This window comes from Prescottella subtropica (assembly GCF_005434945.1).
Lineage (GTDB): Bacteria > Actinomycetota > Actinomycetes > Mycobacteriales > Mycobacteriaceae > Prescottella > Prescottella subtropica.
The window spans coordinates 21,640-34,876 of record NZ_SKCH01000013.1; the positions used below are offsets into that span (position 1 = coordinate 21,640).

The 13,237-nt window shown below is 71.4% G+C and carries 14 protein-coding genes; 12 read left to right on the forward strand and 2 right to left on the reverse strand.

Annotated features, from left to right (window positions below; all coding sequences use genetic code 11):
- Positions 1-29 precede the first annotated feature (29 nt).
- The 6 genes from E0497_RS12920 to E0497_RS12940 all read left to right on the forward strand — a co-directional run bounded on the left by E0497_RS12920 (position 30) and on the right by E0497_RS12940 (position 4,538).
- On the forward strand, positions 30-824 hold the full coding sequence (locus tag E0497_RS12920) for an ESX secretion-associated protein EspG (RefSeq protein WP_241665854.1): 795 nt from the start codon (positions 30-32) through the stop codon (positions 822-824).
- 26 nt (positions 825-850) lie between these two features.
- The gene (locus E0497_RS12925; protein ID WP_137725208.1) at positions 851-1,357 is read left to right on the forward strand and encodes a YbaB/EbfC family nucleoid-associated protein; all 507 of its coding nucleotides are present in this window, start codon (positions 851-853) and stop codon (positions 1,355-1,357) included.
- Complete coding sequence (locus E0497_RS12930) at positions 1,350-1,664, forward strand: WXG100 family type VII secretion target (RefSeq protein WP_137725209.1); 315 nt, start codon at positions 1,350-1,352, stop codon at positions 1,662-1,664. Before E0497_RS12925 ends, E0497_RS12930 begins: the two co-directional genes overlap by 8 nt.
- Entirely contained in the window at positions 1,664-2,494 is an 831-nt protein-coding gene (locus E0497_RS12935; RefSeq protein ID WP_137725210.1) for a WXG100-like domain-containing protein, read from the forward strand. Before E0497_RS12930 ends, E0497_RS12935 begins: the two co-directional genes overlap by 1 nt.
- Before the next feature lie 337 nt (positions 2,495-2,831).
- Positions 2,832-2,963 (forward strand): hypothetical protein, encoded by a 132-nt coding sequence (locus E0497_RS21000; RefSeq protein ID WP_277751686.1) that lies wholly within the window; start codon positions 2,832-2,834, stop codon positions 2,961-2,963.
- A 54-nt stretch (positions 2,964-3,017) separates the two neighbouring features.
- Complete coding sequence (locus tag E0497_RS12940; protein WP_137725211.1) at positions 3,018-4,538, forward strand: LCP family protein; 1,521 nt, start codon at positions 3,018-3,020, stop codon at positions 4,536-4,538.
- Positions 4,539-4,545: 7 nt separating this feature from the next.
- Here the strand turns inward: E0497_RS12940 and E0497_RS12945 are convergent, their stop codons facing one another.
- Positions 4,546-5,295: an SDR family NAD(P)-dependent oxidoreductase gene (locus E0497_RS12945; RefSeq protein WP_137725212.1), complete on the reverse strand. Its 750-nt coding sequence runs from the start codon at positions 5,293-5,295 to the stop codon at positions 4,546-4,548.
- 277 nt (positions 5,296-5,572) lie between these two features.
- Here E0497_RS12945 and E0497_RS12950 point away from each other — a divergent pair, with 277 nt between their 5' ends.
- Entirely contained in the window at positions 5,573-6,862 is a 1,290-nt protein-coding gene (locus E0497_RS12950; protein WP_137725213.1) for an ROK family protein, read from the forward strand.
- A 27-nt stretch (positions 6,863-6,889) separates the two neighbouring features.
- On the opposite strand, the gene E0497_RS12955 is transcribed toward E0497_RS12950, so the two are convergent.
- A complete protein-coding gene (locus tag E0497_RS12955; RefSeq protein ID WP_170312968.1) occupies positions 6,890-8,197 on the reverse strand; it encodes a lipase family protein in 1,308 nt (435 codons plus the stop codon).
- Between the two features lie 61 nt (positions 8,198-8,258).
- Here E0497_RS12955 and E0497_RS12960 point away from each other — a divergent pair, with 61 nt between their 5' ends.
- Genes E0497_RS12960 through E0497_RS12980 form a run of 5 tightly spaced genes read left to right on the forward strand, consistent with a single transcriptional unit; the run spans position 8,259 to position 13,075 of the window.
- On the forward strand, positions 8,259-9,074 hold the full coding sequence (locus tag E0497_RS12960; RefSeq protein WP_161987418.1) for an HAD family hydrolase: 816 nt from the start codon (positions 8,259-8,261) through the stop codon (positions 9,072-9,074).
- The gene (locus tag E0497_RS12965) at positions 9,071-10,267 is read left to right on the forward strand and encodes an MFS transporter (RefSeq protein WP_137725216.1); all 1,197 of its coding nucleotides are present in this window, start codon (positions 9,071-9,073) and stop codon (positions 10,265-10,267) included. Before E0497_RS12960 ends, E0497_RS12965 begins: the two co-directional genes overlap by 4 nt.
- 17 nt (positions 10,268-10,284) lie before the next feature.
- A complete protein-coding gene (locus E0497_RS12970; protein WP_137725217.1) occupies positions 10,285-11,145 on the forward strand; it encodes an alpha/beta fold hydrolase in 861 nt (286 codons plus the stop codon).
- A gap of 26 nt (positions 11,146-11,171) precedes the next feature.
- The gene (gene mshA, locus E0497_RS12975; RefSeq protein WP_421958343.1) at positions 11,172-12,536 is read left to right on the forward strand and encodes a D-inositol-3-phosphate glycosyltransferase; all 1,365 of its coding nucleotides are present in this window, start codon (positions 11,172-11,174) and stop codon (positions 12,534-12,536) included.
- Positions 12,533-13,075, forward strand: coding sequence for a type III secretion system chaperone family protein (locus E0497_RS12980; protein ID WP_137725219.1), 543 nt, complete (start codon positions 12,533-12,535; stop codon positions 13,073-13,075). The genes mshA and E0497_RS12980 overlap by 4 nt, the downstream gene beginning before the upstream one ends.
- The last annotated feature ends 162 nt before the right edge of the window (positions 13,076-13,237 follow it).

A 13,237-nucleotide genomic window follows, 5' to 3' on the forward strand; every position in this document is an offset into this window, starting at 1 on the left:
GAACGCTCGTGTGCCGCGTCCATCCCTGTATGACTGTGTATTCCGGGTATCCGATGGGACGTCCCGACGGTGACGCGCGGTGGCGGTTCACGGCCGCCGAGTTCCACACCCTGTGGACGCGTCTGGGACGGGACCGACTGCCGTACCCTCTGCGGTACACCCCGACCGGGTTCTTCGAGGACGACCTCGACGACCAGAGTCGCGCCGCCGTGGCCGCCGTCCTGCCGCGGGTGACCGAGGACCTGCACCGTCGGCTGACGGTGCTCGCCGAACCCGACATCCGGATCGAGGTCGCCGGCTACACGGACCTCGACGGGCACGACGAGGAACCGGTCCGCATGCACGCCGGTATCCGCGGCGGTGTCGGTGTGCTCGCCGTGCAGACGGGCGACGGCGACGTCCACCTCTCGGGGGTCGTCGCCGCCGCGATCCCGGCCGAGATCGCCTCGTCTCTGCCCCGGTTCGCTGCGGGCACACGTCCGGCGCTGCGGTTCCGGCGCGACGAATTCGATTCGGGTGACGGCCGTCTGCTCACGTCCGTGGGTTCCGTCGGCGGGCGGGACGCGGCGCGGGTCCTGCTCACCCGTCGGCGCGCCGGGGTCGGGGAGATCACGGTGTTCGCGGGGGCGGCGTACGACAGCCGGCCCACCACCGACGGTGCGAGCCTGCACTGGGTCGACGTCGCAGGCGACGGCAGGTATCTGTTGCACGGCGACCCCGACGTCACCGTCGAACCGGTGACCGAGGCCCGGACGACGGACCGGATCGCCCGGCTCGTCGACGCGGCGGAACCGATCGGGCGGCGGCCGCGTCCAACCCTGTGACTGCACGACACGGGGAGGGATCGGCAATGACCGACAGTGGTATTCGCGACGAATCACGGGACCGGCACCGGGGCCGCAACGCGGACCTGCGTGCGCAGGTCGACGACATGCTCGGCGCACTGCAGACACAGACCGAGGCGCTCGCGGCGGCGCAGGGGACGGTCGCGGGCCTGACCGCGACCGCCGAATCGCCCGACGGGCTGGTCCGGGTCACCGTCGACGCGGCCGGCGCGGTCCGGTCGGTGTCGATTGCGCCGGCCGCGTTCGGACGCACCACCACCGAGCGGCTCGCGGCGTCGGTCACGGCCGCCGCGGTCGCCGCCACCGCCGACGTGCGGGCGCAGGTCGCCGAACTGCTGGCCCCGGTCACCGCGGCGGCCGCGAGCATGCCGGACCTGTCCGACATCGTCTCCGGGGCGCCGAGTCTGCGGAACCTCGTCCCCACCGTCGCCACGGAATTCACTCCGGCCGACATCGTGGACGATCTGCACGACTGGCGGGCGCCGATCCTGCGGGAGGCGCACCGTGGTTGACGGTATGCGCGCCGATCCGGATCAACTCGTCGGTGCCGCAGCAGGATTCGACATCCTGTCCGAACGGGTGTCGGAGGCGTCCGCTGCCCTCGCCGCTGCTCTCGACGCCGAGGGGGCGAGCTGGGGCGCCGACGATCCCGGCACGACGTTCGCGGCGCAGTACACGCCGGGCCGGGACGTCGCCACGGCCGCGATCCGGCAGCTGGCCGCCACGTTCGCGGCCGTCGCAGCGGGACTCCGCGACACCGGTGCCGCATTCGCGGCCACCGACGACGGATTCGCCGGCACTCTCGGGGGAGGACACTGATGGGGATCGAGATTCCCGGAGCCCTACGCACCGTCGCTTCCGTTGCGGTGGGCCAGGACTGGCCGGACGGGGACGAGACGTCGCTGCGACGTGTCGCCGACGCGTGGGACCTCGCGGCGGTCGCGCTCGACCGGGTGGGCGCCGACGGCACCCGGGCGATCGCACCGGCGCTGGCCGCGGTGTCCGGGATCGTGAACGACGCGGTCGCCGGTAAGTGGCAGCAGGTCGACGCGTCCATCGAGGACCTGGCGGCCGTGTGCCGGCAGCTCGCCGACGCGTGCGACGCGACCGCCGCCGACGTCGAGCACGCGAAACTGTCGATCATCGCGGCGTTGGTGACGCTCGCCGCGGAGATTGCGGCGCTCCTGGCGGCCGCGCCGCTGACCGCCGGGATCTCCACGGCCGGGGCCGCGGCCGCGGAACTCGCGACGCAGGTCACGGTGCGGATGATCCTGCGGGAACTCCTCGCGAAACTGGGCCGGGACGTGCTCACCGACGTGCTCGTCGACACCACGGTCTCCGGGCTCCTCCAGCTCGGGCAGATCGCGGAGGGTAATCGCGCCGGCATGGACTGGGGTGCGCTCGGCCGGGACGCGTACGGGAGCGCGGTGTCGTCGATGGTCTCGCAGGGGCTCGGCGGGCTGCCCGGCGCGCGGGCAGCGGCCGGGGAGATCGACACGCTCACCGGGCGGCTGGTCGGTGACGGTCTCGTCGACGCCCTGATCGCACCGACGAGCACCCGGATCGGGGACGCAGTCGAGGGCGGGCTCGAGCCGTCGTCGGACGCGGGCGAAAACCCGGTCGGCACAGGCTCGTTGAACATGAACTGAGAGCGATGCGCCGACCCGGAACCGTTTTCCCTGGTACAATGGCCGCAACACGGTGTGGGGCCTACCGGCGCCGCACGAGTGTCACGATTCCGGTATCACGACGCGAGGAGGTGAGGGAAGCCGATGAACAGCCGCGACTGCCGCCCGTCGACTCTCGGAAACCGTCCGATCCTCGATCCGAGTCGAGTACCGCTCTCTCCGATCTGATTTCGTCGTTCCGACGCAATCGCAGATCTTCTTCATCCCGTATGTACTGACGCATACCCGGATGGCACATATCTGAAACCGGGTGAAAACCTCTGCCCTGGTTCATTTCCCGTACAAGGAGGAGGCCATGATGTCGATCGTCTCTACCCTGCGCAAGCTCTGGGCGCGCTACGACCTCACCCCGCAGGAGCGGGCGAATCTGCGAGCGTCCTATCTGCCGCCGGCCGTCGTCGCGGCCTCGCTCGGCGGCGGCCGGTTCTAGACCGATGCCGCGTGCGGATACCCGCACGTCACCGGCATGGGCTAGGTTGGCGCGGTGAAGCCGCGCCGTGGGTCCGGGATCGCCGGACACCGTCATCGTCGTCGCCGGCCGCTCGTGTCCGCGCGGGCGGCCGGCGCGGTCGCGTCGGTACTCGTGCTCGTCTCGACCGGTCTGGCGTGGGGTGCGCAGCGGGAACTCGGATCCGGACTCACCCGATCCGACGCGATCGACGCGGTCGGTGACGACACGTCGACGCACGGGGACACGAACATTCTGCTGATCGGTCTCGACAGCCGAAAGGGTATGGACGGCAACGATCTTCCCGCCCAGTTCGTCACCGAAGCACTGCACGCCGGTGACAGTGACGTCGGCGGCTACAACACCAACACCCTGATCCTGCTGCACGTCCCCGGCGACGGCAGCCGCGCCACCGCCGTCGCGATCCCACGCGACGACTACGTCGCGGTCCCCGGCTACGGCAAACGCAAGATCAAGGAGGCGTACGGACTCGCGAAGGCCGACGCCGACACCGAACTGCTCGCGCAGGGCGTCACCGACCCCGCCGAGCGGGAACGGGAGGCCCGCGACGCCGGACGCCGGTCCACCCTGAAGACCGTCCAGAACCTGCTGCAGGTGCCGATCGACCACTTCGCCGAGGTCAACCTCGTCGGCTTCTACGACATCGCGCAGGCACTCGGACCGCTCGAGGTGTGCCTCAACGCGGCCGTCGACGACCCCTACTCGGGGGCGCACTTCCCGGCGGGCCGCCAGTTCCTCGACGCGTCGCAGGCGTTGTCGTTCGTCCGGCAGCGGCACGGTCTCGACAACGGCGACCTCGACCGGACCCACCGTCAGCAGGCGTTCCTCAGCGCCGTGATCGCGAACCTGAAGTCCACCGGTGTGTTCGGCAACGTCGGCAAACTGCGCGGTCTCGCCGCCGCCGTCCGCAACGACATCGTCATCGACGCCCGACTGGACCCGGTCGCGTTCTCGATGCGCAACCGCAATCTCACGTCCGGTGGTGTCGACTTCTACACGCTGCCGATCGAGGGATTCGACAAGGTCGACGGCCAGGACGTCAACGTCGTCGACCCGGATCGGCTCCGTCGTGAGGTCGGTCGTCTGTTCGCCGGGCCGCCCGAGTCGTCGCCGTCGGCCGTCCCGGCAGCGCCGGCGGCACCGGATCCGCGGATCACCGTCGACGTGCACAACGGCACCGGCATCGACGGGTTGGCGGCGTCGACACTCGCGGCGCTGACGGCCCGCGGCTTCCCGGCCGGATCCGTCGCGACCGCCGCGGGAACGGGTGTGACGACCGTCGACTACGGCCCCGGCGGCCAGGCCACCGCGGCCGCACTGGCCGGTGCGCTCGGGGCGCCGGCCCGGCCGGATTCGTCCGTCGCCGCCGACCACGTCCGCATCGTCGTCGGACGCGACCTCGGCGATGCGGTACCCGGACTGCTCGGCGGCAGCGCCCCGGCAGACACCTCCGGTGATGCGCCGGTCCCGACGACCGGGGCGCAGGGCGCGCCGATCGCCGCGGACGTCTCCGGTGGCATCCCGTGCGTCGACTGACCGCCGGCTACGTCGTGGTGCGGTGGAAGCGGCCGGTGTCGGCCTGATCCCGCGGCTTGACGATGATCTGGTCGAGATTCACGTGCGCGGGACGGGACGCGACGAACCCGATGATCTCGGCGATGTCCTGCGCGACGAGCGGCGTGATGCCCTCGTACACCTTCGCGGCACGATCGGTGTCACCGTCGAACCGGACCAGCGAGAACTCGGTTTCCACCGCGCCCGGCGCGACCTCGGTGAACCGGACCGGCGTGCCGAGCAGTTCACCGCGCAGCGTGCGGTGCAGCACCGCCTGGGCATGCTTGGCCGACGTGTACCCCGAGCCGTTGTCGTACGCGGTGAACGCGGCCACCGACGTCACGGTGACGACCAGGCCGTCACCGGAGGCGATCAGCTTGGGCAACAGCGCCTTCGTCACCCGCAGGGTGCCCAGGACGTTCGTCTCCCACATCCACCGCCAGTCGTCCAGATCGGCTTCGAGGACGGGGGCGAGGCCCTTCGCGCCGCCGGCATTGTTGACCAGGACGTCGACACGGGGGAGGACCGCACAGAACGCGTCCACCGAATCGTCGTCGGTGACATCGAGTTCGAGTGCGGTGCCGCCGATCTCCGCGGCGATCGCCTCGAGCCGGTCGAGGCGGCGGGCACCGAGAACGACGTGGAAACCCTGCTGGGCGAGGGTGCGGGCGGTGGCTTCGCCGATGCCGGAGCTGGCTCCGGTGACGACGGCGACACGGGTGTCCGGTGACAGGCTCATGCCCCGATCGTAGTGCCGGGATGCTAGCTTGATCGGCATGTCGCCAGCCGCCGCCCTTCCGCCGCGGGTCACGTACGTGACCGCCGCGTTGGGTTCCCGGCTGCCGCACCCGCGGGAACTCTGTCGTCCCTGCAGCCACTTCCGCCGCTGATTCCGCGCTGCCCGGTCCCCGTTCCACGCTGATCGTCCGACGACTCGTCGGTTCCGATCGCCTGTCGGCAGCGCGTTCCCGCCCGCGTCGACAGCCGTCCCCGAGGGGACGGGACAAGGACACTCCATGCTCACGACCGCCTCCCACACCCACCGTTCCGTCGCCACCCGGCCGGCCCGGCCCGCCGTCCGCACCGTCGTCCGGCCCACCCGATCGCGTATCGTGCCGCCCACCCTCGGCCTGGCCGACGGACCGTCGGCCGCCGTGTTCCGGGCCGCCGCCGTCCGCGGGCCGCTCTACCGGGACGAGGCCACCCGCGCCTCCGGGGCCAGTGTCGCCACCGTCAACCGGCACGTGACGGCGATGCTGGCGGCCGGACTGCTCCGGGAACGCCCCGACCTCGCGGTGTCCGGCGCGATCGGCAGGCCCCGGATCCCGTTCGAGGTCGACCACGAGCCGTATCTCGCCGTCGGCATCCACATCGGTGCCCAGGTGACGGGCATCATGGCCGCCGACCTGCGCGGCCGGATCCTCGGTGCCGCCGAGATTCCCACCCCGCGCGGCGAATCGAGCACTGCGCTCACCGCGGTCACCGCCAGTGCCCGACGCTTCGCGGCCCGCTGGCAGCGGCGTCGACTGCTGTGGGTGGGCGTCGCGCTCGGCGGCCGGGTGGACGCCGACACCGGAGTGGCCGACCACGACCGGCTCGGCTGGACGGGGGCCCGGGTCGGCGACATCGTCGGCGCCGGATTCGGGGTGCCGGTGTCGGTGGCCGCGCACGTCGAGGCAATGGCGGCGTCGGAGCTGCTGTTCACTCCGCACCGGTCCGGTGCCGCGGCCGCTCGGGGCAGCGCACTGTACGTCTACGCCCGCGAAACCGTCGGGCTCGCAGTGACCATCGACGGCCGGGTGCACGCGCCGACGGCAGGACCGGGATCTGTCGCGCACCTGCCGACCGGTGCGGACGTACGATGCGATTGCGGTGCCACCGGCTGCCTCGAAGCGGTCGTCGGTGACCGGGGTGTGCTGCGGGCTGCGCAGCGGGCCGGGGTGCTACCGGCCGGGGATGCCCTGCCGCCGATCGCCGTGCTGCACACGGCAGCACGGTCGGGATCGACGGCGGCGCAACAGATCCTGGTCGACCGGGCACAGGCGCTGGGGCGGGCCGTCGCGATGCTGCGCGATCTGTTCAACCCCGACCGGGTCACCCTCGGCGGACAGGCGTTCACCGGCTATCCGGAAGCGGCCCCGCACGTGGCACAGGCGCTCTCGCGGGCGTCACGGATCGGGGGCGCCGACGTGAAGGTCACCGGGTTCGGGAATCTGGTGCAGGAACATGCGGCCGCGGCAGTCGCACTCAGCGCGCTGTACGCCGACCCGCAGGCCGCGATGAGGAAGGCCACCGTACGGGTGTGACTGCGCTGATGTGACTGTGCGGCACCGTTATCCGGCGTCGAACCGGTCGGCGAGCCAGGAGACGTTCTGCATGCCGAGCAGTTCGGTGCCCACCCGGACCGGGTCGGTCAGTACGTCACTCATCCCGCAGTGGCTCGGCTCGACCGTGACATCGGTGCCACCCGCCCGGTACGCCGCGACGAGATCCTCGACATCCGAGTAGGGGACCAGGAAGTCGTCACGGCACGACGACACCAGCACAGGCGCCTCCGGGGCCTGCTGCCCCATCCGGTTCTCGGCGTACGCGCGGGCGAAAACCGGGTTGTCGGCGGGACGGCCGTGGGTGTACAGCGCGTCCAGCGGCACGAACGGCAGCAGTGCGTACGTCTGCTGGCAGGTGGCGTCGAAGACGTCCGCGACCTGCCGGCCGAGCGGGGTGAGTTCGGCGTCCAGGTCGATCTCCGGGTAGCGGGCCGCGAAACCGAGCGAGTTCGCGAACACGAAGCCCGCACCGATCCCGCCGTCGGCCTTGCGTTCGAACGAGGCACTGTCGGTGAGCATCGCCTGCAACGCGGCGCCGACGATGTTCAACTCGGGGGCGTACGTGGCGTGCTTCTCGGCGGCGAACCCGGCCGCGACCCCGCCGCCCGCGACCCCGTACAGGCCGATCGGGACGTCGGGCGCGAGTCCGGCGTCGGGCAGCGCGATCGCCGCCCGCAGCCCGTCGAGTGTCGCGGCACCGGAGAACCGGCCGATGGAGAACCCGTTGGGGGCGGCGTCGCCGTCGTTGGCGGTGTCGCTCATCATCACCGCCCACCCGTGGCCGAACATCTGCGCGACCGGGCCGAGCGCGGTGAGCAGCCCCGGATCGAGTTGGTCGCCACCCGTCCACTGCGTGCTCGGCATGCAGCCGGGGCCGAGACTGTCGTTGGCCTCCGAATATCCGATGAGCTTGCGGTCCGCCGGGGCGGTGCCATCGTCGGGAATCAGCAGGATGCCGGTGCTCGTCACCGTCGATCCGTCGAAATCGGTGGTGACGTACATCAATTGGTGTGCGCGAAGGTGACCCGGCTGCACGCCGTACACCTGGACGGTGGCGGGACGCGACCGGATCAGCGTGCCCGGTGCCAGATCCGAGACGTCCGGCGCCGCATACCAGGGATCGGTGACGGGATGCCGCGGCGTCCACTGCTCGGGCGGAGCGATCCGGCCGTCCTGCAGGGCGCTGCGCACGAACGGGCCGAACACGTCGTCGACGCCCACCGGGTCCGCTGCCGCCGACGCGGACGGCGCACCGACCGCCAGGACCGCCGCCGCGGCCACGGCCGCCGCGAGTACAGATCGGAACGTGCGCACATTTCCTCCTCGAACCGGGCCTACCCGGATGTGATCCGGCCGACAGCATGATTCGATCATCGTGCCGTGTGCGCAGCACTTCCGGGGTGCGCAGGTCGGCACCGGGTACTCTCCGCGAGACCCCAGGACGCGCACCGCACGATCGGAGAGCACCATCGCCACGCACGTCTTCTTCGATTTCTTCGGGACGCTCGTCGACTACGACCCCAGCCCGGTCGGGACCGAGCACAATGCTCCACTCGCGTACGCGACTGCCGCCGGAGCCGACCTCGCCGGCGCGGAGGCGGACACCCTGTGGTCGACGATCTGGGCGGAACTCGACGCGCACGCCGACGAGACCGGACGGGAATGGGCGATGGTCGATGCCGTCGAACGCTTCCGGGACCGGCTCGGGGTTCCGGACGGTGCCTGCCCACCCGCATCCGAACTGATCGGCGCGTACCTCACGACGTGGTCGCGGTCGGTGGCCCCGGCCGCCGGACTCGACTCGTGCCTGCAGAACCTGTCCGCGGACCACCGGCTCTGCGTCGTCTCGAACACCCACGACACCGATCTCGTCCCCGGACTGCTCGCCCGGTTCGGGATCGCCGACCGGTTCGACGCCGTGATCGCCTCGGTGGACGTCGGATGGCGTAAGCCGAATCCCGAAATCTTCCGATTCGCAACCGAATCCGTGGGTGTCGAACCGGAGGACGCCGTGTTCGTCGGGGACAGTTGGCGGCCCGACGTCGTCGGCCCCCGCTCCGCCGGCATGAACGCCGTCTTCGTCGGAGCCCACACACAGCCGACCGACGACGGGGTGACCGTCGTCGACTCACTGCACCGGGTGCCGGACGCGGTCCGGTCGGTCCGGACGGGGAGCCTGCACCGGCGATGATCGGCACCTACCGGGAGATCTTCTCCGCCCGCGGCGCCGCCGCGTTCTCCGCCGCCGGGTTCGTCGCCCGGCTACCGATCGCGATGGTCGGCATCGGCATCGTGACGATGCTGTCGCAGCTGCGCGGCTCGTACGGTCTCGCGGGGGCACTGGCCGCGGTGTTCGCGCTCGCGAACGCCGTCGTCTCCCCGCTGGTGTCCCGCGCCGTCGACCGCTACGGGCAGCGGCGGGTCCTGCCCGCGGCGGCCGCGATCAGCGCGGGCGCGCTCGCCGCGCTGCTGCTGTGCGTGCGGCTGCAGGCCCCGGACGCCGTGCTGTTCCTCCTGGTGGTGCCGGCCGGGTGCATGCCGACGATCGGCGCGATGGTCCGTGCCCGCTGGACCGAGCTGTACCGCGGGCAACCGCAGTTGCGGACCGCTTTCGCGTTCGAATCAGTCCTCGACGAGGTGTGTTTCGTTGCGGGACCGGTGATCTCGGTGGGGCTGTCGGTGGCAGTGTTCCCGGAGGCCGGGCCGCTGGTCGCCCTGATCCTGCTCGTGGCCGGCACGCTCGCGCTCGTCGCGCAACGCGACACCGAACCACCCGTCGCCGACCGCTCCGCACACCACGGTGGGTCGGTGATCCGCATCCCGGCGATGTGGGGACTGTTCGCGGTGATGCTCGCGATGGGCACCGTCTTCGGGACCGTCGACGTCACGACCGTCGCGTTCGCGAGCGAACACGACAGCAGGTCGGCCGCGACCGTCGGGCTGGCCCTGTTCGCCGGGGCGTCGGCGTTCGCGGGTGTCGTGTTCGGTGCGCTGCGACCGGTGTCCGCGCTGCGACGGCAACTCGTCGTCGCGACCGGTGCGGTCGCGGTCCTGCTGCTGCCGCTGCTGCTGGTGCACTCCGTCCCCACCCTCGTCGCCGCCCTCGCCGTCGCCGGAATCGCGGTGGCACCCACCATGATCGTGGCGACCACCCTCGTCGAATCGGTCGTCCCGCACACCGCACTCACCGAGGGCATCACGTGGACGGTGACCGGACTCGGTGTCGGTGTGGCCGTCGGCTCGGCCGTCGCCGGTCAACTGATCGACGCCTTCGGCGCCCACTCCGGCTTCACGGTCGCGGCGGTCGCCGGTGCGATCGCGTTCACCGTCGCGGGCGGTACGCACCTGGCCCGCCGGACGCGCGGTGGCGGCGCCCCCGCGTAGTTCCTAGGGTGACTCGCATGGCCATTCGCGACACCGTCGGCGCCGACGGCACCACCCTCGTCTACCGAACGTTCGGTGACCCGTCCGCCCGCCCCCTCGTCCTGATCCACGGCTGGGCGCAGTCGTCGCGGTGCTGGGGCGACGACGTGCTCACCGCACTGGCCGCCGACCACCGGGTGATCGCCGTCGACCTGCGCGGGCACGGCTACTCGGACGCCCCCGCATCCGGCTACGACGATCCCGCGTCGTGGGCCGCCGACGTCGACGCCGTCCTGGCCGCCGAGCCGATCGGAGCCGGGGCGATCCTGCTCGGCTGGTCGTACGGCGGACTGGTGATCTGCGACTACCTGTCCGTGCACGGCACGGCGGCCGTCGACGGCGTCGTGCTCGTCGGCGCCATCACCAGCATCGGACGCGGCGAGGCCGGCGGCCGGGTCGGTCCCGCGATGAAGGCCGCGATCCCCGCCGCCATGTCCGAGGATCCGGCGGTCGCGCTCGCCGCCCTCGACAGTTTCGGGCCGGCCCTGACCGGACCGGTCGACGACCGTGCGGGAGCGTGGGCGCAGGAGCTGCTCGGGGCGGGCCTGTCCACCCCGCCGCGGGTGCGGGCCGCACTGTTCGCGCGGGCCACCGGCCACGACGGACTGCTGCGCACCCTCGACGTGCCGGTGTTCGTCCTGCACGGCACCGCCGACACCGTCGTCGACGTCACCGCAGGTGAGCACGCCGCGACCCTCGTGCCCGACGCGCGCGCGTCGTACTGGGAGGGCTGCGGTCACGGGCCGTTCGTGGAGGATCCGCAGCGTTTCGTGCGCGAGGTCCGGGAATTCGTGGCGACCGTTCCCACACGTACCGCCGAGGCGCACGCCGTCCGGTGACATGCGCCCGTGCGTGCAACGGCGCCGTGGCGACAGGGCAGTATGGACCCGTGACACCCACGCACAGCGCGAGTCCCCGACGGGTCGCGGTTCTCTCCGTCCACACGTCGCCGCTGGCCCAGCCGGGCACCGGTGATGCGGGCGGAATGAACGTGTACGTGCTGCAGACGTCGATCGAACTGGCCCGTCGCGGCGTCGAGGTCGACATCTTCACCCGCGCGACGTCGTCGGCGGACCCGGTGGTTCAGGACGCCGCGCCGGGCGTGAAGGTGCGCAACGTCGCAGCCGGTCCGTACGAGGGGCTCGACAAGAACGCGCTGCCCACCCAGTTGTGCGCGTTCGCGGCCGGGGTGCTGCGTGAGGAGGCCCGGCGCGAGCCCGGCTACTACGACCTGGTGCACTCGCACTACTGGCTGTCCGGCCAGGTGGGGTGGCTCGCGCGGGACCGGTGGGGGGTGCCGCTCGTGCACACCGCGCACACCCTCGCCGCGGTGAAGAACGCAGCCCTCGCCGACGGGGACACCCCCGAACCGGTGGCCCGGCAGATCGGGGAACAGCAGGTGGTCGCCGAGGCGGATCGGCTCACCGCCAACACCGCCGACGAGGCCGCCCAGCTCACCTCGATCTACGGGGCGTCCCCCGACCGGATCGACATCGTCGCGCCCGGCGCCGACCTGACGCGCTACCGGCCGGGGGACCGACTCGCGGCGCGGGCGTCGTTCGGCCTCGACCCCGCCGAGACGATCGTGACGTTCGTCGGACGCATCCAGCCCCTCAAGGCGCCCGACGTGCTGCTGCGTGCCGCCGCCGAGGTGATCGCCCGCGAACCCGGTCTGCCGCTGCGGATCCTCGTCGTCGGCGGGCCGTCCGGCACCGGCCTCGACAAGCCCGATTCGCTCATCGACCTCGCCGCCGCGCTGGGGATCGACGCCCGGGTGACGTTCCTGCCCCCACAACCTCCCGACCGTTTGGTCGACATCTATCGGGCGTCGAATCTCGTTGCGGTACCGAGTTACTCGGAATCCTTCGGGCTGGTGGCGATCGAGGCGCAGGCCTGCGGCACTCCGGTGATCGCGGCCGACGTCGGTGGTCTCGGCACCGCTGTGCAGGACGGGCGGACCGGTCTGCTCGTGCAGGGGCACCGGATCGACGACTGGGCGTCCGCGCTGCAATCGCTCGTGACGGCACCCGCACGACTCGACGAACTGGCCACCCGCGCGCCCCGGCACGCCGAGAACTTCTCGTGGGCCCACACCGCAGACGCCCTGCTCGGCAGCTATCGGGCCGCGACCGCAGGCTACCGGCGGCCGGCCGGCGAGAACGGTGATTTCACTCCGCGCCGGTCGCGGGGGCTGTGGAAACTGCGACGGACGAGCGGAGCGCGGGCATGAACGAGCAGGACCGGACGTCGGTGGATCTGCGGGACGTCATCGATACGGCGTTGCGCGAACGCGAACTCGACTACAGCCGCACCGGCGACGACCGGTTCGTCGTCGAACTTCCCGGCGAGCACAAGCTGAAGACGGCGACGCTGCTCACCGTCGGCAACCACGGGGTGCGGGTCGAGGCGTTCGTGTGCCGCAAGCCCGACGAGAATTTCGAGGGCGTCTACAAGTACCTGCTGCGCCGCAACCGCCGGCTCTACGGCGTCCACTACACGATCGACAAGATCGGCGACATCTACCTGGTCGGACGCCTGTCGACGCATGCGGTGACCGGCGACGAACTCGACCGTGTCCTCGGTCAGGTACTCGAGGCCGCCGACGGTGACTTCAACGTGCTGCTCGAACTCGGCTTCGCCACGTCGATCAAGCGGGAATGGGAATGGCGGGTCTCCCGGGGCGAGTCCCTGGCGAATCTGCAGCCGTTCAAGCACCTCGTGGAGGGGTCGTCCGAGGCGTCTGCGTGGGAGCCTCCGGCCGAGTCCTGACCGGTTCGCGTCGTTACCGGCGCGAGATTTCGTGGCCCAGGCCATCCATTTGATGTGATCTGGATCACATTACGACTATGCAACGATGCGCTGGCTATTTCCCTGTTCATGGGCTGTGAGCTGCGCATTTTGCCAGCTCATTGCCGTTTTTGCGGACGAGCG

What these genes read in the sequence shown, in the direction of transcription:
- E0497_RS12920 (WP_241665854.1), top strand. Translation starts at nt 30, where the DNA reads ATGACTGTGTATTCCGGGTATCCGATGGGACGTCCCGACGGTGACGCG.
- E0497_RS12925 (WP_137725208.1), top strand. Translation starts at nt 851, where the DNA reads ATGACCGACAGTGGTATTCGCGACGAATCACGGGACCGGCACCGGGGC.
- E0497_RS12935 (WP_137725210.1), top strand. Translation starts at nt 1,664, where the DNA reads ATGGGGATCGAGATTCCCGGAGCCCTACGCACCGTCGCTTCCGTTGCG.
- E0497_RS21000 (WP_277751686.1), top strand. Translation starts at nt 2,832, where the DNA reads ATGTCGATCGTCTCTACCCTGCGCAAGCTCTGGGCGCGCTACGACCTC.
- E0497_RS12945 (WP_137725212.1), bottom strand. Translation starts at nt 5,295, where the DNA reads ATGAGCCTGTCACCGGACACCCGTGTCGCCGTCGTCACCGGAGCCAGC.
- E0497_RS12950 (WP_137725213.1), top strand. Translation starts at nt 5,573, where the DNA reads ATGCTCACGACCGCCTCCCACACCCACCGTTCCGTCGCCACCCGGCCG.
- E0497_RS12965 (WP_137725216.1), top strand. Translation starts at nt 9,071, where the DNA reads ATGATCGGCACCTACCGGGAGATCTTCTCCGCCCGCGGCGCCGCCGCG.
- E0497_RS12970 (WP_137725217.1), top strand. Translation starts at nt 10,285, where the DNA reads ATGGCCATTCGCGACACCGTCGGCGCCGACGGCACCACCCTCGTCTAC.
- E0497_RS12980 (WP_137725219.1), top strand. Translation starts at nt 12,533, where the DNA reads ATGAACGAGCAGGACCGGACGTCGGTGGATCTGCGGGACGTCATCGAT.